The following is a 21,115-nucleotide window of genomic DNA, read 5'->3' on the forward strand; positions in this document are numbered from 1 at the left end:
GAAATGATGAGCTTTCCCATCCTATCGCTGATGATCTGGCTGCCGCTGATCGGTGCGGCGCTGATGTTCATCCCCCAGGGCAGCGACGCCGCCAGCGCGCGCAATGCGCGCTGGATCGCGCTCTGGACCAGCCTGATCGTCCTGATTCTGGCTGCTATCACGCTGGTTGATTTCAACCCGGGCATCCACGGGTTCCAGTTCACCGAAACCGCCGCATGGATTCCGCAATTCCATATCGCCTACCGGCTCGGCCTCGATGGCATCAGCCTGTTCTTCGTCGCCCTCAGCGCCCTGCTGACACCGATCGCGATACTGGCAAGCTGGCGCGAAACGCGCCGGGTGCGTGACTACATGGCTGCCTTTCTGTTGCTGGAGACCATGACGATCGGCATGTTCTCGGCACTCGACTTCCTGATGTTCTATATCTTCTTCGAAGCCGTGCTGATCCCGATGTATCTGATCATCGGCGTCTGGGGCGGCGAGCGGCGCATCCATGCCGCGATCAAGTTTTTCATCTTCACGCTCGCCGGCTCGTTGCCGATGCTGCTGGCGCTGGTGTGGATGTGGCATCACGCCGGCACCACCGACATGATCACGCTGATGCACACGCCGATCCCGCCGCATATCCAGGATTGGCTGTTCATCGCATTCCTTGCCTCGTTCGGCGTCAAGGCCGCGGTCTGGCCGCTGCACACCTGGCTGCCCGATGCCTATGGCGAAGCGCCGCTGCCCGGCACCATCATGCTCGCCGCGGTACTCTCGAAAATGGGCGCCTACGGCTTCCTGCGCTTCTCGCTGCCGATGCTGCCGCAGGCCTCGGCCTATTTCGCGCCGCTGATGTTCGCCCTCGGCATCATGGGGGTTATCTACATCTCCTTCGCCGCCCTGGCGCAGACCGATATGAAACGCATGATCGCCTATTCCTCGGTCGCCCATATGGGGCTCATCATCGTCGGCATTTTCACCTTTACCGTCATCGGCATCGAAGGCGCGCTGTTTCAGATGGTCTCGCACGGGCTGGTGATCGCCGCCCTGTTCCTCTGCGTCGGCATTTTGCTGGCGCGCGGCCATTCGCTGCGGCTCGACCAGTTGGGCGGGCTTGCCACCCGCATGCCGGTCTTTGCCGCGTTCCTGATGTTCTTCGTGATGGCCAATGTCGGCCTGCCCGGCACATCCGGCTTCGTTGGTGAAATCCTGGTGATGATCGGCGCCATCCAGATCAATTTCTGGGTCGCCTTCCTTACCGGCACCGGCATGATCCTGAGCGTGATGTATATGCTGGTCATGGTCCGCCGCGTGTTGTTCGACCATGCCCGCAGCATCGCGAATGCGGTGATGAGCGATCTGTCGGCGAAGGAATGGCTCATGCTGGCGCCGCTCGCGATCCTGGTGCTCGGCCTCGGATTCATTCCGAGCGGCCTGACGACGGCGTTTCACACGGCAGTGACCGATCTGGTGCATGCGCATGTCGCTGCCATGTCGCCCCTGTCCCATCTCGCGATGGCCAAACCATGAGCGCCCCGATGACGATTTTCGATACGATGCTCCCTATCCTGTTTCTCGCGCTCGCCGCCATGATCATGTTGATGTCGGGCGTGTTCAGCCGGCGCGACCATAGTTTCGCGATCACCGGTGCGGCGATCGTGCTGTTCGCCATCACCGCGCGCCTGATGTTCGCGGCCCCGGATGGCACGATTTTCCATGGTCTGTTCATCACCAACGATTTCACCCGCTTTGCCGATCTGCTGGTGTTGATGGGGGCCGCCGGCGCATTGTCGCTCTCTGTCGCGTTCAACCAGCGCACCGGCATCACGCGGTTCGAGTACCCGGTGCTGATCGTCTTCGCGGTCATCGGCATGGTCGTGCTGATCTCGGCGGGCGATCTACTCACCCTCTATCTCGGCTTCGAACTGATGTCGCTGGCACTCTACGTGCTGGCGGCCTTCGCGCGGTATAATCTGCGTTCATCGGAAGCCGGTCTGAAATACTTCATCCTGGGCGCGCTCTCGTCGGGCATCCTGCTATACGGCATTTCGCTGGTCTATGGGTTTTCCGGCACCACCGAATTCACCGGCATTGCGCGGGCCTTTACCGGCAGCGCCAGCGCCTCGCTTGGTTCCACGATCGGCATCGTGTTCGTCCTGGTCGGGCTCGGCTTCAAGATATCGGCGGCGCCGTTTCACATGTGGACGCCCGATGTCTATGAAGGCGCGCCCAGTTCGGTTACCGCGTTTTTCGCGACCGCGCCGAAAGTCGCGGTATTCGCGCTGCTGCTGCGGGTGATGCTCGGCCCGTTCGCACCGCTGTTCGCGCAATGGCAGGATCTGGTGCAGATCCTTGCCGCCGCCTCCATGATCATCGGCGCGCTCGGCGCGATCGGCCAGAGCAACATCAAGCGCCTGATGGCCTATTCTTCGATCGGCCATATGGGTTACGCGCTGATGGGCCTCGCCGCCGGCTCGCTGATCGGCGTGCGCGCCACGCTGATTTATCTGGCAATTTATGTCGTCATGTCGCTCGGCACCTTCGGCTGCATCATCGCGATGTCGCGCAAGGGCCGCCCGGTGGAACGCATCGCCGATCTCGCCGGCATGGCCAGCGAAGATGGCCGCTATGCTCTGGTCCTCGCGATCATGATGTGGTCGATGGCGGGCATCCCGCCGCTTTCGGGATTTTTCGGCAAGTTCTATGTCTTCGCCGCCGCGATCGATGCGCATCTGAACGTGCTCGCGGTCATCGGCATCATCACCAGCGTCATCGCCGCTTTCTATTATCTGCGTGTCATCAAGGTGATGTATTTCGATGCCGGCTCGCCCGGCTTCGATAAGCGCACCGCCGGTATCAACCTCGTCATCGGCGTCAGCGCGATCGCAACGGTGCTGTTCGTATTCTACCCGTCGCCGCTCTCCACCGTCTCGTCGCTGGCGGCCCATGCCTTGTTTCCGAGCCAGGGATTTTGACGCCATTTGCCCCGTGGCGGATCGAACAATTCGAAACGCTCGCCTCAACCTCTGATCTCTGCGCCGAACGCGCCCGCGCCGGCGAAGCCGATCGCCTGCTGATCATCGCGGCAAGCCAGACTGCCGGGCGCGGCCGGGCAGGGCGCGTGTGGTCTTCGCCGCCCGGCAATTTCTACGCCTCGGCCCTGCTCCGCCCCGGCATCCCCGCCGCCGAGGGCGGTCTGTTCGCACTGATGGCTGGACTGTCGCTGCTCGAAGCGATCGAGCAATCCAGCGGTACCGACGCCGCACTCCGCCTGAAATGGCCGAACGACATTACCGCCGGCACCGCCAAACTCGCCGGCATCCTCCTTGATGCCACGATCGAGTCCGGCCGGATCGCCACGCTGACCATCGGCTTCGGCGCCAATCTGGTCTTCGCCCCCGAAATCCCCGGCCGTGCCACCACCAGCCTCGCAGCGCTCGGCCTCCGCGTCGCCCCGAATCATCTCGCAACCGCCCTTTGCACGCGGATCGATCATTGGCAGCACAGTTTGATCGCCGATGCCGGCGCGACCCTCCGGGCATCCTGGCTGCGCCGCGCCCACCCGATCGGTGCGGCGCTCGCGATCGATGGCGGGCGCATCACCGGGCGCTTCGCCGGGCTTGCGGAGGATGGCAGTCTGTTGCTCGCGCAGGGCGAGCAGGTCACAATCATCCGCAGCGGCGATGTCGCCCTGTTGTGACGCATAGCGAGAGCCAAACCGCATGAAACTGGTAATCGATGCCGGGAATACCAATATCGTGTTTGCTGTGCACGACGGCATCGCTTGGCGCGGCACCTGGCGCATCGCAACCGATGCGCAACGCACCTCCGATGAATACGGCGTCTGGCTCGGCTTCCTGTTGGAGCGCAATGGTATCGCCATCGCCGATCTGAGCCGGGCAATCATCGGCACCGTGGTGCCGGCCGCACTCTATCACCTGCGCCGGCTCTGCCGCGACTGGTTCGGCATCGAGCCGCTGATCGCCAGCGCCGGGCTCGATTGGGGGTTCACGATTGCGGTGGATAACCCGAACGAAGTCGGCGCCGATCGTCTGCTGAACGCGCTCGCCGCCCACCAGACCTATGGCGGCCCGTTGATCGTGGTTGATTTCGGCACGGCAACCACGTTCGACGTGGTAGACGCATCCGGCGCCTATATCGGCGGCGCCATCGCGCCGGGCATCAACCTCTCGGTCGAAGCCCTGCACCAGGCAGCCGCCCGCCTGCCGCGCATCGGCATCGGCCGGCCGCAGCGGGTGATCGGCACATCGACCATCCCGGCCATGCGGTCGGGCATCTATTGGGGCTACGTGGGTCTGGTCGAAGGCCTGATCACGCGGATCGAAGCCGAATACGGCCGACCCATGAAAACCATCGCGACCGGTGGCCTCGCCCCGCTCATTGCCGAGGGCAGCCCCCGCATCGAACGCACCGACCCTGATTTGACCCTTGAAGGGTTGCGCCTGCTCAGCCTGCGCAACCCCGCCCCGCCATTGCGCAACCGCGAACCTGACAACGACTGATGATGAAAGATCGATACGAATGAACCAAACTTCCAAAGGCCAGATCACGTCGGGCCTGACCTTCACACCGCTCGGCGGCACCGGCGAGATCGGCATGAACCTGAACGTCTACGGGCTCGACGATGCCTTGCTCGTGGTCGATTGCGGCATGGGCTTCGCAGGGCCCGAAGCGCCGGAAGCCGAGCTGCTGGTCCCCGATCCCGCGTTCCTGAAAGCCAATCGCGAGCGCATCCGCGGCCTCGTGATCACCCATGCCCATGAAGACCATATCGGCGGCATCGCCCGCATCTGGGACAGTCTGCGCTGCCCGATCTATGCGACGCCGTTCACCGCCGCGTTGATCCGCTATCGCCTGAGCGAAGCCGGGCTGCTGCGCACGGTGCAGATCCACGAAATCAAGCCGGGCACTGGCTTCGAGATTGCGCCGTTCTCGCTGCAATACATCCGCATGGCGCACTCCACGCCGGAAGCCCAGGCACTGGCCATCACCACACGCCTCGGCACCATCCTGCACACCGGCGACTGGAAACTCGATCCTGAACCCCTGGTCGGCCCGCCGACCGATGAAGCCGCCCTGCAGGCGCTAGGCGACAAGGGCGTGCTGGCGATGATTTCGGACAGCACCAACGCCCAGGTCGAAGGCCATTCCGGCTCCGAAGCCACCGTGCGCAAAAGCATGACCGCGCTGATCGCCGGGCTGAAGGGCAGGGTGGTCGTCACCTGCTTCTCCAGCAACATCGCCCGGATCGACACCGTGGTGAAAGCCGCCCTGGCGGCCGATCGCCATGTGGCGCTGGTCGGCCGTAGCCTCGCCAAATATGTCGAGGCGGCTCAGGAAGTCGGCTACCTGCAGGACCTGCCCGATTTCGTGCCCGAGGACGAAGCCGGCCGTATCCCCGACGACAATCTGCTCATCCTCGCCACCGGTAGCCAGGGCGAAAAACGCTCGGCACTCGCCCGGATCGCGGCCGATACCCATCGCAACATCGCGCTGGGCGAGGGCGATACCGTGATTTTCTCCTCGCGCCAGATCCCCGGCAACGAACGCGCGATCGGCGCGGTGCAGGACGATCTGGTCCGCGCCGGCGTCAATGTCATGACCGCGGACGATCATATGGTGCATGTGTCGGGCCATCCGGCGCGCGATGAACTCCGACGGCTGTATCGTCTGGTCCGTCCGAAATACATCATCCCCACCCATGGTGAATGGCGCCACATGGCCGCCCAGGCCGACCTTGCCGAAGCCGAAGGCATTAGCACGCTGTTGCTGGAAGATGGCGATGTCGTCCGCCTCGGGCCGGGCGAACCCGAAGTCGTCGATTCGGTGCCGGTCGGCCGCCTCGCGGTCGATGGTGATCGCCTGGTCCCGATGCAGGGCGGCGTGATGGCCGCCCGCCGGCGCATGATGTTCAACGGCGTCGTGGTCGGCAGCATCGCGGTCGATAAATCCGGTCGCGTCAAAGGCGGCGCCCAGATCACCGCACCCGGTCTGTTCGAGGCGGATGATACCGCGCTCGGTGCGCTGGAAGCCGATTTCGTCGCGAGTTTCGAGGAGCTTCCCGCCAGCCTCCGCACCGATCGCGGGTCGGTCAAGGAAGCGGCCCAGGCTGCTTTGCGTCGCGTGCTCGGCCGCCGATTCGGCAAGCGCCCGATGGTTGATGTTCACGTCATTCAGGTCGGGTGATCGAAAAATAGGCGGTTGACGATTGCATAATTTTGAACGGCCTACTTAATATGCAAATATCGTCTGGATGTGCATTTTTTATGAATAATCCGCCCTGATTTAACTTTACGGGAGCGATGCTGCGATGCATCATGCGTCATAGAGTGAAGGTTGGTTCTTTACTCTGCCGTGTGACTGGCGTTTCCTCCCTGAACTTGGCCCGCTGGCCCTATGGTCGGCGGGCTTTTTTCTGGCCATAATCCAAATACATGAACAAGACACGCGAATTGACGGATCTGACCGCCTGCCGCGCGCTCTTCGCGCTCTGGGTGTTCGCCTATCACGCCAACCTCCATGCGCAGTTCAGCCGCTGGCTGGGACCGCTCGGTGCCGTGATCCATCACGGTTATCTCGGCGTCGATGGTTTTTTTGTCCTCTCGGGTTTTATCCTCACCCGGGTGGACAATAGAATTCCGCTCACAAGGCAAGGGCTGCTGCACTTCTGGGGCAAGCGTCTCGCCCGGCTCTACCCGGTGCACCTCGCGGTCATCGTGCTGCTCGGTGCCATTTTCATCGGTGGTGTCGCCATCGGCATCACGCCGCGCCATCCCTACCGGTTCGGAACCCTGGCGCTAATCGAAAACCTGGCGCTGGTCCAAAGCTGGGGCGGCCTGCACCATTGGACATGGAACTACCCCTCCTGGTCGATCAGCACGGAATGGGCGGGCTATCTGCTGTTTCCGTTTATGGTCGCAAGTCTTGCGATATTTTTCAATCTCGCCGTCGTCGCCGCCATGCCGCTGTGTTTTTTCATCCTATGCGTGGTGGCCTTTGTCTATCACGGCCTGAATCTCACCTTCGCCGCTTCGATGCTGCGCTTCTTTCCCGAATTCATCGCCGGCATGGCAACCGTCACCATCGTACCGATGCTGGCCGATGAAGCTTCCGGCATCACGATCGGCCTGATCGGCGCCGCCCTGGCCGCTGGCTTCGCCTGGGCCGGTCACGATGCATCGACCGTCTTCGGCCTCTGGCTGATGATCTACGGCTTCGCTATGCAGGGCGACGCCGAGCGCACCGCCTATCTTGGCCGCATCAAGCCGCTGCGTGCGCTCGGCATCATGTCCTATGCCTTCTATATGAGCTTCGCTCCGGCGGAACTGGTCACCGCGCAACTGTTCCGCCGCCTCGCCATCGCGCCCGCCCATGCGCCGTTGCCCTATACCGCGGTGCTCGCGCTGCTCACGCTGGGTCTTGGGATCGTGCTGCATCTGCTGATCGAAAAGCCCGCCCGCGTCGCGCTCAACCGCCGGCTTGACCCCGCAAGGGCCGAGGCTCTGGCCGAGGGCTCCGTGCCGCTGTAGGAGAACGGGCTTCAACACTCGTTCAGGACATCGCATGCGCCTCTCCCGCTCGCTCATCCCCACCATCAAGGAAACCCCCGCCGAGGCGCAGATCGTCTCGCATCGGTTGATGCTGCGCGCCGGGCTTATCCGCCAGCAATCCTCCGGCATCTACGCCTGGCTGCCGGCCGGGCTGCGGGTGCTGCACAATATCGCGAACATCGTCCGCGCCGAGCAGACACGGGCAGGCGCGCAGGAAATCCTGATGCCGACCATCCAATCCGCCGACCTCTGGCGCGAAAGCGGCCGTTACGATGCCTACGGCCCAGAAATGCTCCGCATCCGCGACCGCCACGACCGTGAGATGCTCTACGGCCCGACCAACGAGGAAATGCTCACCGCGATCATGCGCGACAGCGTGCAGTCATACCGTGACCTGCCGCAGATGCTCTATCAAATCCAATGGAAGTTCCGCGACGAAGTCCGCCCCCGCTTCGGCGTCCTGCGCGGCCGCGAATTCTACATGAAGGACGGCTACAGCTTCGATCTTGACTATGCCAGCGCCGTGTCCAGCTATCGCCGCATGATGCTCTCCTACATGCGCATCTTCCGCGACATGGGCGTGCGCGCCATCCCGATGCGCGCGGATACCGGCCCGATCGGCGGCGACCTCAGCCACGAATTCCACATCCTCGCCCCTACCGGCGAAAGCGGCGTGTTCTACGACAAGGCCTTCGAAACCATCGACCTTGGCAACGACACCTATTCCTACGAAAACCAAGCCGACCTCGACGCGTTTTTCGATCACATGACCTCGCTCTACGCCGCCACCGATGAAAAACACGACACGGTGGCCTGGTCGAACATCCCCGAAGCGGACCGCCGCGAAGGCCGCGGCATCGAGATCGGCCAGATCTTCTACTTCGGCACCAAATACAGCGAAAAAATGGGCTTCGCCGTGGTCGGCCCCGACGGCGCAAAAATCCATCCCGAAATGGGCAGCTACGGCATCGGCGTATCCCGCCTCACCGGTGCGATCATCGAAGCCAGCCATGATGATGCCGGCATCATCTGGCCCGACGCGGTCGCCCCGTTCCACGCCGCCATCCTCAACCTGCGCCAAGGCGATGCGACTACCGATGCGCTGTGCGAACAGGCTTACGCCGGCCTCGGCGACGCCGCCCTGTACGACGATCGCCCCGCCCGCGCCGGCGAAAAATTCGCCGATGCTGATCTGATGGGCCACCCCTGGCAGATCATCATTGGCCCGCGCGGTGCCGCTAACGGCATGGTCGAACTCAAGCGCCGCCGCACCGGCGAACGCGCCGAACTCTCGCTCGAAGACACGCTGGCGAAAGTGCGCGGCTGATGTTCAGTGCCTTCGAGCGCCGCATCGCGTTTCGTTACCTGCGCGCCCGCAAGGGCGAGCGCTTCGTCTCGATCATCGCGATTTTTTCACTGATCGGCATCGCGCTCGGCGTTGCCACGCTGATCATCGTGATGAGCGTGATGAACGGCTTCCGCCAGGAACTCCTCGGTCAGATCCTCGGGCTGAACGGCGATGTCGGCGTCTACGGCGCCGGCGGCAACATCAGCCAGTACGATGCGGCGGCCGGCAAGCTGATGAAAATCCCCGGCGTGATCAGCGCCATCCCGATCGTGCAGGGCGAAGTGCTGATGACCGGTCCGCACGGCGGCGCCATCGGCGGCATGGCGCGCGGCATCCAACCGCAGGGCATCGCCCAGCTGCGCACCGTGTCGCGTCACATCGTCGCCGGCTCGCTCAGCAATTTTTCGGGTAACGATATCGCGATCGGTGCCGGCGTCGGCACCCAGCTCGGCATTGCGGTCGGCGGCACCATCACCCTGGTCCTGCCGCAGGGCAACGCCACCATCATCGGCACGATTCCGCGCATCGAAAGCTTCCACGTCAGCGCCATTTTCCAGACCGGCATGGCGCAATACGATTCGAGCTTCGTCTTCCTGCCATTGCAATCCGCGCAAACCCTGTTCCGCACGCCGAACGCCGCGACCCAGATCCAGCTGTTCGTGAAGAACCCGGACAAGGATGGCCCGATCAAGGCGGCGATCCCCGGCGTGCTGTCCGGCACCCCGGTCAACATCGTCGACTGGCAGGACAGCAACAACGCCTTCTTCGCGGCGGTCAACGTCGAACGCAACGTCATGTTCCTGATCCTGACGCTGATCATCATCGTTGCGGTGTTCAACGTCGTGTCCTCGATGATCATGATGGTGAAGGACAAAACCGCCGACATCGCCATTCTGCGCACCATGGGTGCGTCGTCCGGCTCGGTGCTGCGCATCTTCTTCATGGTCGGCGCGTCGGTCGGTGTCATCGGCACCGCGATCGGGTTCATCCTCGGCGTGGTATTCTGCGCCTATATCGAGCAGATCCGACTGTTCATCCAGAATATTACCGGCACCCAGCTCTTCAATCCCACGGTCTATTATCTGGAATCACTCCCCGCGCAGCTCGAATGGCGCCAGGTGATCGAGGTGGTCATCCTCGCCATCGCCCTGTCCTTCGCCGCCACCATCTACCCAAGCTGGCGCGCCGCCCGCACCGACCCCGTGGAGGCCCTGCGCCATGAGTGAAATCCTCAACCTCGCGCATCTCGTTCGCACCTTCCACGGCGAGGGGGAGGATCTGCACATTCTGCGCGGTGCCGACCTCACGCTGCAAGGCGGCGAAATCGTCGCCCTGGTGGCGCCCTCCGGCTCGGGCAAATCAACCCTGCTGCATCTCGCCGGCCTGCTCGAAAGCCCGGATTCCGGCACCATCCGCATCGGCGGCATCGATACCGCACGCCTGTCCGATTCCGAGAAGACCAGGCTAAGGCGTGATGAAATCGGTTTCGTCTACCAGGCGCACCATCTGCTCGCCGAATTCACCGCGCTCGAAAACATTGCCATTCCGCAGTTGATCGCGGGCGTTGCCAACAAAGCCGCCGAAGCGCGCAGCCTGAAACTGCTCGAAGCCTTCGGCCTTGCCAACCGCGCCAATCATCTGCCCGGAAAACTCTCCGGCGGCGAACGCCAGCGCGTCGCCATCGCGCGCGCCATGGCCAACGCGCCCAAACTCCTGCTGGCCGATGAACCCACCGGCAATCTCGATGTCGCGACCGCCGACATCGTGTTCGGCGAATTGCTGCGCGTGGTGCGCAGCGAAAACGTCGCCGCCCTCATCGCCACCCACAACCCCGACCTCGCCGCACGGATGGACCGCGTGGTCGTCCTGCGCGAAGGTTTGCTGGTCGCATCATAACCGACGGAGGAAACATCATGGCAGACCTCGACCGCAGCGCCGCAATGGTGCTCGACCTGATCCGGCTTTCCGGCGCACCCACCACCGACACGCTGAGCCCCGCAGACGCGCGCCTCGCCTACCGCAACGCCCGCTTCGCCCTGAGCCCGGAAGCCCCGGCGCTGGCCGAGGTGCGCGACCTTTCGGCCCAGGGGCGCACCGGCCCGATCCCGATGCGCCTGTACCGTGACGGCACCAACCCTGCCCCCCGCGCCGGCCTGGTCTATTTCCACGGCGGCGGCTGGGTGATCGGCGATCTCGATACCCATGATGTCGTCTGCCGCCAGCTTGCCCAGCGTACCGGCGCCGTCGTCATTTCGGTCGATTACCGCATGGGGCCGGAACATAAATTCCCGGCCGCGGTCGAAGACTCGATCGATGCGACATCCTGGATCGCGGGCAACGCGCCCGATCTCGGCATCGACCCGCACCGCCTCGTTGTCGGCGGCGACAGCGCCGGCGGCAACCTCGCCGCCGTCGTCGCGGTCGATGCGCGGGACAATCACGGCCCCGCCATCGCCCTGCAAGCCCTGATCTACCCCTCCGTCGCCCTCGCCATGACCACGCAGAGCCACGAGGATTTCGCCGAAGGCTACGGCCTCACCCGCGCCTCCATGCTCTATTTCCGGGGCCACTACCTCCGCTCCGAAGCCGACAAACAGGATTGGCGCGCCTCACCCATGCGCGCGTCCCACCATGAAAACCTACCCCCCACGCTGATCATCACCGCCGGGTTCGACCCGCTGCGCGACGAGGCGGAAGACTACGCCCGCATGCTGATTGCCGCGGGCGTGCCCGTCACCGTCAAGCGCTTCCCCGGCCAGATCCACGGCTTCATCACCATGGGCCGCATCATCCCCGAAGCGACCGACGCGATCAACGAAATCGCGGATGCCATGGCCGCCCGTGGCCTCTGAGCCGAAACCGCGCAACCGCTGGCGCGCCCTGATCTTCCGCGGCTACGATATCGCGGTCGATGCGGTGATCATCGGCGTCATCCCGCTGATGCTGATCGCGCTCGGCTTTGCCTTCGTCGAAGCCATCATCACCACCATCCAACTCTTCCCCCAACTACGCCCCGCCAGCGTCGATGCCTTCGAACTCCGCACCCTGGTCGAACGCATCCTCGACGTCGTCATCCTGATCGAATTGTTCAACACCTTCATGGACTACGCCCGCACCCGCCGCATCCGCCTCTCGACCCTGCTCGACGTCACCATTGTGTTCTCCCTGCGCGAAATCCTGATCAAACTCTACGCTCAGACCTTCTCCTCGCGCGATCTGGTGGCACTGTGTATTCTGGTGATCGTTTTGGTGATTGCGCGGAGTATTACAATCAAGGTGTCTCCGGCGCTTAGTAAGGAAGGGTAGCAGTTCTTTTTTGTAAAAAAGAACCAAAAAACTTTTATTAGTTTGGTCCGAGGCGCTCACTCGCCACAGCCTCCGCCCCAGAGTCAAAAAGTTTTTTGCTTCTTTTTTACAAAAAAGAAGCCTCCCTTTCTTACCCCTCAACACTCTCCCGCCGCATCTCCAACTCCAACCACTCCGCCTCCAGCACCCCCATCCGCTCATGCAGCCCCGCCAGCGCCGTCATATTCGCCTGAAACTGCTCCGGCCGCTTGGTGAACAACTCGGTATCCGCAAACGTGGCCTCGAGCGTATCGATTCTGCCCTGAACCCCGGCAATCTCCTCGTTCAGCGCCTTCAACCGATGCCGATCCTTGAACGAAAACGCGGCCTTCTCGCTCACCCGCTTCGCCACCGGCCCCGCCTTGCGCACCGTCGCCGCCTCGCGCACCCGCTCACCCCGCTGCGCCAGCATGTCCGAATACCCGCCGGCATACTCCACCCAGCGCCCATCCCCTTCCGCCGCCAGGGTCGACGTTGCAATCCGATCCAGAAAATCACGATCATGGCTGACCAGCAGAATCGTCCCCGCATAATCGCTCAGCATGTCCTGCAATATATCCAGCGTCTCCAAATCCAAATCATTGGTCGGCTCATCCAGGATCAGCAAATTCGAAGGTTTCGCCAGAATCGCCGCCAGCAGCAACCGCCCGCGCTCCCCGCCCGAAAGCGTGCCCACCGGCGTGCGCGCCTGCTCCGGCCGGAATAGAAAATCCTTCATATACCCGATCACATGGCGCGATTCCCCGCCCACCTCGACCAGATCGCTCTTGCCTCCGGTCAGCGTATCCGCCAGCGTCCGCGCCGGATCCAGCGCCGCCCGCTGCTGATCCAGCGTCGCCACCGCCAGATTGGTCCCGATCTTGATACTCCCCGCATCCGGCTGGTCCTGCCCGGTCAGCAACCGCAGCAGCGTGGTCTTGCCCGCACCGTTCGGCCCGACAATCCCCAACCGATCCCCGCGCAACACCCGCAACGTCAAATCCCGAATGATCACCTGATCGCCGAACGATTTATCGATCGCCTTGGCATCCATCACGATCTTGCCCGAAAGCGAGGCAGCACTGGCACTCACCTGCAATTCGCGCGTGTCGCGCTTCTCCTCGCGTTTCTTCTCCCGCAGCCCGGCCAACTCCGCCACCCGCCGCACATTGCGCTTGCGCCGCGCGGTCACGCCATAGCGCATCCAGTCTTCCTCGCGCACAATCTCGCGGGCCAGCTTCTGCGCATCCCGCGCCTCCTGCTCGAACACCTCGTCGCGCCAGGCCTCGAAATGCGAAAACCCCCGATCGATCCGGTTTGTCCGCCCCCGATCCAGCCAGACGATGCTGCGCGACACCTTCTCCAGCAACCGCCGGTCATGGCTGATCAGCACAATCCCCGCCCGCGACCCGCGCAACTCCGCCTCTAGCCATTCGATCGCCGGCAGATCCAAATGATTGGTCGGCTCATCGAGCAGCAGCACATCCGGCGCCGGCGCCAGCACCTTCGCAATCGCCGCCCGCCGTGCCTCGCCGCCCGAAAGCCGCCCCGTGGTCTCCGCCCCGCTCAACCCCAGCTGATCCAGCAACCCCCGCGCCCGGTGCCCATCGGTCTCCGCATCCAGCCCATCCATCACGTAATCGAGCACGGTCGCAAACGCCGACAAATCCGGCTCCTGCGGCAGATACCGCAACGTCGCCCCCGGTTGCAGAAACCGCGACCCGCCATCGGCACTGATCATATCGGCCGCGATCTTCAACAAAGTCGACTTGCCCGACCCGTTCCGCCCGACCAGACAAATCCGCTCGCCCGCCCCCACGCCAATCTCCGCCCCATCGAGCAAGGGCGAAGCGCCGAGCGAAAGCCGGATGTTCTGTAACGCCAATAGGGGAGGGGCCATGGGCGCGTTGTGGCCATTCGGGGAGAGCAAGGCAAGGCAAGGGAAGCACTTCTTTTTTGAAAAAAAGAAGCAAAAAACTTTTTGGCGTCTGGTTCGCGGTGGTTTGACCCGCGTGGACTCGGTGACAGGAGTTTTTTTGCTGCTTTTTTTTCAAAAAAAGAAGTCCTCCCTTCTGCTTCCCTACCTGGCGTTCTAAACCCCACCCATGCTCCGCCTCACCGAAATCATCCTCCCGCTCGACCATGACGAGCCCGCCCTCGCCACCGCCGTCGCCGCACGCCTCGCCCCCGCCAAACTCACCAACTTCTCCGTGTTCCGCCGCGCGATCGATGCACGCCGCAAATCCGCGATCCGCCTGACCTACACGATCGATGCCACCGTGAACGACGAAGCCGTGGTCCCCCAGCAAACCCATATCCGCCCCACGCCGGACACCGCGTACAAACCACCCAACGCCCACACCCCGAAAACCAGACCCATCATCATCGGCACCGGCCCCTGCGGCATCTTCGCCGCCCTCATCCTGGCCCAGGCCGGCCTGCGCCCGATCATCCTCGAACGCGGCAAACTGGTCCGCGAACGCACCAAGGATACCTGGGCGCTCTGGCGGCGCGGCATCCTCACCCCTGAATCCAACGTCCAATTCGGCGAGGGCGGGGCAGGAACCTTCTCCGACGGCAAGCTCTACAGCCAGATCAGCGACCCCAACCACCTCGGCCGCAAAGTCCTCACCGAATTCGTCGCCGCCGGCGCCCCGCCCGAAATCCTCTATGTCGCCCACCCCCATATCGGCACCTTCCGCCTGGTCGGCATGGTCGAGACCATGCGCGCCACCATCGAACGCCTCGGCGGCGAATACCGCTTCGGCGCCAAAGTCACCGGCCTGCTGATCGACCAAAACCCCCGCCGCGCCCGCGGCGTCGTGCTCGAATCCGGCGAAACCCTCCCCGCCGACCACATCATCCTCGCCATCGGCCACTCCGCGCGCGACACCTTCGAACTGCTGCGCGACAGCGCCGTGCATCTCGACCCGAAACCCTTCTCGATCGGCTTTCGCATCGAGCACCCGCAATCGCTGATCGACCACGCCCGCTACGGCAGCTTCGCCGGCAACCCAATCCTCGGCGCGGCCGACTACAAACTGGTCCACCACGCCAACAACGGCCGCAGCGTCTACAGTTTCTGCATGTGCCCCGGCGGTACCGTCGTCGCCGCCACCTCCGAGCCCGGCCGCGTCGTCACCAACGGCATGAGCCAATATTCCCGCAACGAACGCAACGCCAACGCCGGCATCGTCGTCGGCATCACCCCGGCCGATTATCCCAACGCCGATGGCGGCGATATCCTCGCCGGCATGGCATTCCAGCGCAGCCTCGAATCCCAGGCCTACATCGCCGGCGGCAGCACCTACCACGCCCCCGGCCAACTGGTCGGCGACTTCCTGGCCAACCGCGCCTCAACCACCCTGGGCGATGTCACCCCCAGCTACAAACCCGGCGTCCACCTGACCAACCTCGCCGCCTGCCTGCCCGACTACGCCATCGAAGCCATCCGCGAAGCCATCCCCCACTTCGCCAAAAAAATCCCCGGCTTCGACCGCGCCGACGCCATCCTCACCGGCGTCGAAACCCGCACCTCCGCCCCCATCCGCATCACCCGCGGCAAAGACGGCCAAAGCCTCAACACCCCCGGCCTGTTCCCCGCCGGCGAAGGCGCCGGCTACGCCGGCGGCATCCTCTCCGCCGGAGTCGACGGCATCCGCGCGGCCGAAGCGGTGATGCGTGCGGGGTCAGGGCTAAGTGACTGAAGGCAGGGAAGGCTTCTTTTTTGTAAAAAAAAAAGCAAAAAACTTTCTTTAGTTTGGTATGACAGCGTTTGTCCGGCCCGCAGTAAGTCGCGGAGGTCCTATTTTGATTTTGTGACTTTAGGCGAAATGGACTATTTTACTTCAGAATTAGCGTTTAAGAGGCATCGGGAGCGGTCAGAACCGTTATGTCTTGCGATCGACACAGTATTACCCCCCGATCACCACCACCACCGGCACATGATCCGAAGGCTGCACCTTATCGCGCTCCCCCTTCGCGACCACCACCGACTCCAGCCGCTCGCTCACCCGTGGCGATACCAGCGCGTGATCGATCCGCAATCCCCTGTCCCGCTGCCACGCGCCGGCCTGATAATCCCAGAACGTGTAGAGCGTCTCGGTCGGCTGTAGCGCGCGCAACGCGTCCGTCAGCCCCAGCCAGATCAGCGCGCGAAACGCCGCGCGGCTTTCCGGGCGAACCAGCGCATCGGTCGCGGCAAGCGCGCCCTTGGCGTAATCGGCGTCGGTCGGGCACACATTATAATCGCCGGCCAGCATGAAATCACGATCGGCATCGAGCAGCCCTGCCGCATGGTCGTGCAGCTTGCCCATCCAGTCCAGCTTGGCGCGAAACCCCTCGTCACCGCCGGAATTGCCGTTCGGCAAATAAAGATTGCCCACGATGAGGTCGCGCAACTCCACCTCGATATAGCGTGAGGCAGAACCCTCCGCCTCACCGGGCAGGGCGCGCTCGCGGATGTCCACCGCTTCGCGCGATAACACCGCGACACCGTTATACGATTTCTGCCCGACGATTGCGGCTCGATACCCCGCCGCCTCGAACACATCACCCGGAAATTGATGCGCCTCACATTTGATCTCCTGCATCAGCAGCAGGTCTGGCTGTTCCCGGGCCAGGAAATCGGCGACCAGCGCCGCCCGGGTCCGCACCGAATTGACGTTCCAGGTCGCAATCTTCATCGGAACCCCGGTTCAATCGACCGAAAAAGACGTGCCGCACCCGCAGGAGGTCTTCGCATTCGGATTGCCCACCGCGAAATACGATCCCATCAGCGTATCCTTGTAGTCGAGTTCGGCGCCGTCGAGCAGATCAAGGCTGGCCGGATCGACCACCACTTTCGCGCCATCCCGCTCGACCAAATAATCCTCGGCGTCGATCGCGCCGGTCAGGTCGAATTTATACTGAAACCCGTTGCAGCCGCCCGCCAGCACTTCGACTCGCAGCGCAAGCGCGCCAGCCTCGCCGGCCATGATGGTGGCGATGCGCGCCGCCGCGCTGTCGCTGATTTTGAATCGGTCCATGGTTTCGCTCATGCACTCTATATAGGCGCGCCGCGCCGTCCCGACCAGCGCGATCGCCAAGGCTGTTTTTCGAAAAAACGGACGTCCTGCACATCCGTGATCCCCTGACTTGGAGAGCAGCGCGCACTCCTGTAAGCCACGCCCATGCTCGCGCCCTACGCCTCCCACGCCGCCGCCTCGCGCGGCCGCCAGTTCCCCGAACCCGAAAGCGCCACCCGCAGCGCCTTTCAGCGTGACCGCGATCGCGTGCTCCACTCCAACGCCTTCCGCAAGCTGCAATACAAAACCCAGGTCTTCGTTATCCACGAGGGCGATTTCTACCGCACCCGCCTGACCCACAGCCTCGAAGTCGCCCAGATCGCCCGCAGCATCGCCCGTGGCCTCGCGCTGGATGAAGACCTCACCGAAACCCTCGCCCTCGCGCACGACCTCGGTCATCCGCCGTTCGGCCATGCCGGTGAGGCCGGGTTGAACACCGCGCTCGCCGCCCATGGCGGGTTCGACCACAACGCCCAGAGCCTGCGCAGCCTGACCTTGCTTGAACGCCGCTATCCCGGGTTCGATGGGTTGAACCTCACGTGGGAATCCCTCGAAGGCATCGCCAAGCACAACGGGCCGGTGTCGGCGCCGCCCGCCTATATCGCGGCGTTCGACGCGGGCTACAAGCTCGACCTGAGCCGCCAGGCCGCCGCCGAGGCGCAGGTCGCTGCCCTGGCGGACGACATCGCCTACCACGCCCATGATATCGACGATGGGTTGCGCGCCGGCCTGTTCGATATCGACGATCTGGCAACCCTGCCCGTGCTCGGCGCCATGCTGGCCGAGGCGCGCGCCCTTACCAGCGATCCGCGCCGCGTCCGCGCCCATATGGTGCGCCAGACCATCGGCGTCTTCGTGGGTGGCGCGCTGACCGAAAGCCGCCGGCGCCTGGCCGCGCTGCAACCGGCATCGGCCGATGATATCCGCGCCGCCGATCATCCGGTGATTGGGTTCGCGGCCGATCTCGCGGCGGCCAACCAGGCGATCCGCACCTTCCTGTATGCCCGCATGTACCGCCATTGGCGGGTCAACCGCATGACCCACAAGGTCGAGGGTGTAGTGCGCGACATGGCAACCCTGTTTCTCGATCGTCCCGATCTGCTGCGCAACGACTGGCGCGATCGCGCCGCCGCGCCGCACACGGAGGCAACGGCCGCCGCCGTGCGCGACTACATTGCCGGCATGACCGATCGTTTCGCGCTCGACGAGCATCGCCGCCTGACCGACCCCACCGCTGCCGCCTGAAGGTTCCCATGTCCGATAATCTGTTCGCCGATCTGCGCATCCTGGTGCTCGACACGGTCACCGCCCTTTATCCGGATCTGGCGCCCGACTCCCTCGCGCGCATCGAAATCACCCCGACGCGCGAAGCCGCGCATGGCGATGTCGCAACCAACGCCGCGCTGATCGCCGCCAAGCCCCTCGGCCTCAAGCCGCGCGCCATCGCGGATGCGCTCGCGGCCGCGCTGCTGACCCGCGCCTTCGTCATCAAAGCCGAACCCGCCGGCCCAGGGTTCGTCAACCTCACCCTCGCACCGGCGGCGTGGCAGGCGCAGATCCCCACCATCCTGCACACCGGCGAGGCGTTCGGGGCCGGCACGCTGGGGCAGGGGGCCAAGGTCAACGTCGAATACGTCTCCGCCAACCCCACCGGCCCGCTCACCGTCGGCCATTGCCGCGGTGCCGTGGTCGGCGATGCTTTGGCCAACCTGCTCGCCAAGGCCGGCTACGACGTCACCCGCGAATACTACATCAACGACGCCGGCGCCCAGGTCATCGCGCTGGCCTGGTCGGTCTACTGGCGCTACCTGCAAGCCCTCGGCACCGCCATGACCGAGGCAGATTTCGCCGCAGCAACGCCAACCGGCCTGCAATATCCCGGCGATTATCTGGTACCGCTCGGCGCACAACTCGCCGCCGCCCACGGCGATGCGCTCGCCGGCCCCGGCCGCACCGTCGCCGACTCCTCACTCTGGCTCGACACCGTGCGCAGCTTCGCCGTCGCCGCCATGATGGATCTGGTCCGCGACGATCTCGCCGCCCTGAACGTGCGCCACGATGTCTTCACCAGCGAAGCCGCCTTGATCGCCGGCGGCGGCGTCATCCGTGCCGAAGCCGCCCTGCGCGCGCGCGGCCTGCTCTACGAGGGCATTCTCGAACCCCCCAAAGGCAAAACCCCCGAGGATTGGGAACCCCGCGAACAAACCCTGTTCCGCGCCACCGATTTCGGTGACGACGTCGATCGCCCGGTCCGCAAATCCGACGGCTCGAACACCTATTTCTTCAACGACATCGCCAACCACGCCGATAAAATGGCGCGCGGCTTCGATCAGATGATCGATGTCTGGGGTGCCGATCACGGCGGCTACGTCAAACGCATGCAATCCGCCGTCCGCGCGCTCGCCGGCAACGAAACCGCACGGCTCGACATCGTGCTCTGCCAGATCGTCCGCGTCCTGAAGGACGGCGTGCCGATGCGCATGAGCAAGCGCGCCGGCACCTATATCGAACTCGCCGATCTGATCGACGCGGTCGGCCCCGATGTCGTCCGCTTCATCATGCTGATGCGCAAATCCGACGCGCAGATGGAATTCGACCTCGATGCCGCGGTCGCCCAGACCCGCGAAAACCCGGTGTTCTACGTCCAATACGCCCACGCCCGCTGCCGCTCGGTCCTGCGCGCGGCGGCAACCACGCCCGAACTGGGCGACACCTCGGATGCCGGCCTCGCCACCGCCGATCTCGCATCGCTCACCGCACCCGAAGAACTCGCCCTGATCCGCCGGCTCGCCGCCTGGCCGCGCCTGATCGAAGCCGCCGCCATCGCGCGTGAGGCGCACCGAATCGGATTTTTCCTGTATGATCTCGCGGGTGATTTCCACGCGCTGTGGAACGCGGGCCGCACCGAAGCCAGTTTGCGGTTCATCCAGGCCGAAGCCCCGGGGCCGACCCGCGCCCGCCTCGCTCTGGTCGCCGCAACGGCGGTGGTCATCCGCTCCGGCCTCGCGGTGATGGGGGTGGCCCCGGCCGAGGAGATGCGCTGAAAGGGACTGCGTGATGGAAGACCCCGATATCGACATTCCGCCCTACGCCTCGCCGCGCCTGCGCGCACGTGGCGTCGACCCCGAGACCAAGCGCATGGCCATCATCGCCGGCGGGCTCGGTGTCGGCATCATCGCCCTCGCCCTGATCTGGAGCGGCATCCACACCGGGCTCGGCCCGCCGCCGGTGATCAAACCGCCGCCCGGCCCGATGCGCACGGCGCCGGTCAATCCCGGCGGCCTGCAGGTGCCCGGCGCGCATGAACAGATCATGTCGGGCGAGGTCGCCTCCGGCCCACCCGAACTGGCGCCCGCATCCCCCGCGCCGGATTTCTCGAAACTCGACCAGGAGGCGGCAGCGGCAAAACCTGCCCCGCCAGCACCGCCCACGCCGAAGCAAGCCCCGCCCGCCGTTGCCAGCGCCCTGCCGCTGCCCCCGCCGGCACCGCCGCCCGATCAAGCCGCCACCGCGCCGGCACAGGCCGCCCAAAGCATTCTGCCGCCGATCACGCCACCCACCCAGGCCACCGGCTCCGGTCCCTATGCCGTGCAGCTCGGCGCGCTCGACAGCATGGCCAAGGCCAACCAGGCCTGGCAGACCCTGGTCGCCCGCGTGCCGGATATCCTGGGCAACCAGAAGCCCGTCGTCGTTCCAGGCACCGTCCACGGCAAGGTGTTCTACCGCCTGCGGCTTGCTGGTTTCGCCAATGCCGCCGCCGCCGGCGGGTTCTGCGACCGGCTGAAATCGCGCGGCGTCACCTGCTACATCCCGAAGTGACC

At 64.3% G+C, this 21,115-nt stretch carries 19 protein-coding genes; 16 read left to right on the forward strand and 3 right to left on the reverse strand.

The window, feature by feature from the left end:
- Positions 1-6 precede the first annotated feature (6 nt).
- The 11 genes from BW994_RS06710 (at position 7) to BW994_RS06760 (ending at position 12,210) form a co-directional block, all read left to right on the forward strand.
- Positions 7-1,515, forward strand: coding sequence for an NADH-quinone oxidoreductase subunit M (locus BW994_RS06710; RefSeq protein ID WP_029311271.1), 1,509 nt, complete (start codon positions 7-9; stop codon positions 1,513-1,515).
- 8 nt (positions 1,516-1,523) lie between these two features.
- The gene (nuoN, locus tag BW994_RS06715; protein WP_029311270.1) at positions 1,524-2,960 is read left to right on the forward strand and encodes an NADH-quinone oxidoreductase subunit NuoN; all 1,437 of its coding nucleotides are present in this window, start codon (positions 1,524-1,526) and stop codon (positions 2,958-2,960) included.
- Positions 2,957-3,685, forward strand: a complete 729-nt coding sequence (locus BW994_RS06720; RefSeq protein ID WP_245594079.1) for a biotin--[acetyl-CoA-carboxylase] ligase — start codon at positions 2,957-2,959, stop codon at positions 3,683-3,685. Before nuoN ends, BW994_RS06720 begins: the two co-directional genes overlap by 4 nt.
- A gap of 22 nt (positions 3,686-3,707) precedes the next feature.
- Positions 3,708-4,508 (forward strand): type III pantothenate kinase, encoded by an 801-nt coding sequence (locus BW994_RS06725; RefSeq protein ID WP_029311268.1) that lies wholly within the window; start codon positions 3,708-3,710, stop codon positions 4,506-4,508.
- 19 nt (positions 4,509-4,527) lie between these two features.
- Positions 4,528-6,192 carry a ribonuclease J gene (locus tag BW994_RS06730; RefSeq protein WP_029311267.1) on the forward strand — a complete coding sequence of 555 codons (1,665 nt, stop codon included), beginning with the start codon at positions 4,528-4,530 and terminating at the stop codon, positions 6,190-6,192.
- A 248-nt stretch (positions 6,193-6,440) separates the two neighbouring features.
- On the forward strand, positions 6,441-7,535 hold the full coding sequence (locus BW994_RS06735) for an acyltransferase family protein (RefSeq protein WP_029311266.1): 1,095 nt from the start codon (positions 6,441-6,443) through the stop codon (positions 7,533-7,535).
- 34 nt (positions 7,536-7,569) lie between these two features.
- Positions 7,570-8,883 (forward strand): proline--tRNA ligase, encoded by a 1,314-nt coding sequence (gene proS / locus BW994_RS06740; RefSeq protein ID WP_029311265.1) that lies wholly within the window; start codon positions 7,570-7,572, stop codon positions 8,881-8,883.
- Positions 8,883-10,130, forward strand: a complete 1,248-nt coding sequence (locus BW994_RS06745) for a lipoprotein-releasing ABC transporter permease subunit (RefSeq protein ID WP_029311264.1) — start codon at positions 8,883-8,885, stop codon at positions 10,128-10,130. Before proS ends, BW994_RS06745 begins: the two co-directional genes overlap by 1 nt.
- Positions 10,123-10,800, forward strand: coding sequence for an ABC transporter ATP-binding protein (locus tag BW994_RS06750; RefSeq protein ID WP_029311263.1), 678 nt, complete (start codon positions 10,123-10,125; stop codon positions 10,798-10,800). Before BW994_RS06745 ends, BW994_RS06750 begins: the two co-directional genes overlap by 8 nt.
- A 17-nt stretch (positions 10,801-10,817) precedes the next feature.
- On the forward strand, positions 10,818-11,756 hold the full coding sequence (locus BW994_RS06755; protein ID WP_029311262.1) for an alpha/beta hydrolase: 939 nt from the start codon (positions 10,818-10,820) through the stop codon (positions 11,754-11,756).
- Positions 11,746-12,210 carry a phosphate-starvation-inducible PsiE family protein gene (locus BW994_RS06760; protein WP_029311261.1) on the forward strand — a complete coding sequence of 155 codons (465 nt, stop codon included), beginning with the start codon at positions 11,746-11,748 and terminating at the stop codon, positions 12,208-12,210. The genes BW994_RS06755 and BW994_RS06760 overlap by 11 nt, the downstream gene beginning before the upstream one ends.
- A gap of 130 nt (positions 12,211-12,340) precedes the next feature.
- Here BW994_RS06760 and BW994_RS06765 read toward each other — a convergent pair whose 3' ends face one another.
- Positions 12,341-14,128 (reverse strand): ABC-F family ATP-binding cassette domain-containing protein, encoded by a 1,788-nt coding sequence (locus BW994_RS06765; protein WP_029311260.1) that lies wholly within the window; start codon positions 14,126-14,128, stop codon positions 12,341-12,343.
- Here BW994_RS06765 and BW994_RS06770 point away from each other — a divergent pair.
- Positions 14,127-14,324 (forward strand): hypothetical protein, encoded by a 198-nt coding sequence (locus BW994_RS06770; protein WP_029311259.1) that lies wholly within the window; start codon positions 14,127-14,129, stop codon positions 14,322-14,324. The genes BW994_RS06765 and BW994_RS06770 overlap by 2 nt on opposite strands.
- Before the next feature lie 9 nt (positions 14,325-14,333).
- Complete coding sequence (locus tag BW994_RS06775) at positions 14,334-15,935, forward strand: NAD(P)/FAD-dependent oxidoreductase (protein ID WP_029311258.1); 1,602 nt, start codon at positions 14,334-14,336, stop codon at positions 15,933-15,935.
- A 207-nt stretch (positions 15,936-16,142) separates the two neighbouring features.
- Here the strand turns inward: BW994_RS06775 and BW994_RS06780 are convergent, their stop codons facing one another.
- Positions 16,143-16,913: an exodeoxyribonuclease III gene (locus tag BW994_RS06780; protein WP_029311257.1), complete on the reverse strand. Its 771-nt coding sequence runs from the start codon at positions 16,911-16,913 to the stop codon at positions 16,143-16,145.
- A 12-nt stretch (positions 16,914-16,925) separates the two neighbouring features.
- The gene (locus BW994_RS06785; RefSeq protein WP_035228496.1) at positions 16,926-17,255 is read right to left on the reverse strand and encodes a HesB/IscA family protein; all 330 of its coding nucleotides are present in this window, start codon (positions 17,253-17,255) and stop codon (positions 16,926-16,928) included.
- A 144-nt stretch (positions 17,256-17,399) separates the two neighbouring features.
- Between BW994_RS06785 and BW994_RS06790 the strand changes: the two genes are divergently transcribed.
- From BW994_RS06790 to BW994_RS06800, 3 genes are read left to right on the forward strand one after another with little or no spacing between them, the layout of a single operon-like run.
- Positions 17,400-18,539, forward strand: a complete 1,140-nt coding sequence (locus BW994_RS06790) for a deoxyguanosinetriphosphate triphosphohydrolase (protein WP_029311255.1) — start codon at positions 17,400-17,402, stop codon at positions 18,537-18,539.
- An 8-nt stretch (positions 18,540-18,547) separates the two neighbouring features.
- Positions 18,548-20,338 carry an arginine--tRNA ligase gene (locus tag BW994_RS06795; RefSeq protein WP_029311254.1) on the forward strand — a complete coding sequence of 597 codons (1,791 nt, stop codon included), beginning with the start codon at positions 18,548-18,550 and terminating at the stop codon, positions 20,336-20,338.
- A 13-nt stretch (positions 20,339-20,351) separates the two neighbouring features.
- A complete protein-coding gene (locus tag BW994_RS06800; protein WP_081849033.1) occupies positions 20,352-21,113 on the forward strand; it encodes an SPOR domain-containing protein in 762 nt (253 codons plus the stop codon).
- Positions 21,114-21,115: the final 2 nt, after the last annotated feature.

This window comes from Acidiphilium rubrum, assembly GCF_900156265.1.
Classification (GTDB): Bacteria; Pseudomonadota; Alphaproteobacteria; order Acetobacterales; family Acetobacteraceae; genus Acidiphilium; species Acidiphilium rubrum.

What these genes read in the sequence shown, in the direction of transcription:
- BW994_RS06750 (WP_029311263.1), top strand. Translation starts at nt 10,123, where the DNA reads ATGAGTGAAATCCTCAACCTCGCGCATCTCGTTCGCACCTTCCACGGC.
- nuoN (WP_029311270.1), top strand. Translation starts at nt 1,524, where the DNA reads ATGACGATTTTCGATACGATGCTCCCTATCCTGTTTCTCGCGCTCGCC.
- BW994_RS06765 (WP_029311260.1), bottom strand. Translation starts at nt 14,128, where the DNA reads ATGGCCCCTCCCCTATTGGCGTTACAGAACATCCGGCTTTCGCTCGGC.
- BW994_RS06745 (WP_029311264.1), top strand. Translation starts at nt 8,883, where the DNA reads ATGTTCAGTGCCTTCGAGCGCCGCATCGCGTTTCGTTACCTGCGCGCC.
- BW994_RS06790 (WP_029311255.1), top strand. Translation starts at nt 17,400, where the DNA reads ATGCTCGCGCCCTACGCCTCCCACGCCGCCGCCTCGCGCGGCCGCCAG.
- BW994_RS06725 (WP_029311268.1), top strand. Translation starts at nt 3,708, where the DNA reads ATGAAACTGGTAATCGATGCCGGGAATACCAATATCGTGTTTGCTGTG.
- BW994_RS06795 (WP_029311254.1), top strand. Translation starts at nt 18,548, where the DNA reads ATGTCCGATAATCTGTTCGCCGATCTGCGCATCCTGGTGCTCGACACG.
- BW994_RS06730 (WP_029311267.1), top strand. Translation starts at nt 4,528, where the DNA reads ATGAACCAAACTTCCAAAGGCCAGATCACGTCGGGCCTGACCTTCACA.
- BW994_RS06775 (WP_029311258.1), top strand. Translation starts at nt 14,334, where the DNA reads ATGCTCCGCCTCACCGAAATCATCCTCCCGCTCGACCATGACGAGCCC.
- BW994_RS06785 (WP_035228496.1), bottom strand. Translation starts at nt 17,255, where the DNA reads ATGGACCGATTCAAAATCAGCGACAGCGCGGCGGCGCGCATCGCCACC.
- proS (WP_029311265.1), top strand. Translation starts at nt 7,570, where the DNA reads ATGCGCCTCTCCCGCTCGCTCATCCCCACCATCAAGGAAACCCCCGCC.
- BW994_RS06780 (WP_029311257.1), bottom strand. Translation starts at nt 16,913, where the DNA reads ATGAAGATTGCGACCTGGAACGTCAATTCGGTGCGGACCCGGGCGGCG.
- BW994_RS06735 (WP_029311266.1), top strand. Translation starts at nt 6,441, where the DNA reads ATGAACAAGACACGCGAATTGACGGATCTGACCGCCTGCCGCGCGCTC.
- BW994_RS06770 (WP_029311259.1), top strand. Translation starts at nt 14,127, where the DNA reads ATGGGCGCGTTGTGGCCATTCGGGGAGAGCAAGGCAAGGCAAGGGAAG.
- BW994_RS06755 (WP_029311262.1), top strand. Translation starts at nt 10,818, where the DNA reads ATGGCAGACCTCGACCGCAGCGCCGCAATGGTGCTCGACCTGATCCGG.
- BW994_RS06800 (WP_081849033.1), top strand. Translation starts at nt 20,352, where the DNA reads ATGGAAGACCCCGATATCGACATTCCGCCCTACGCCTCGCCGCGCCTG.
- BW994_RS06710 (WP_029311271.1), top strand. Translation starts at nt 7, where the DNA reads ATGAGCTTTCCCATCCTATCGCTGATGATCTGGCTGCCGCTGATCGGT.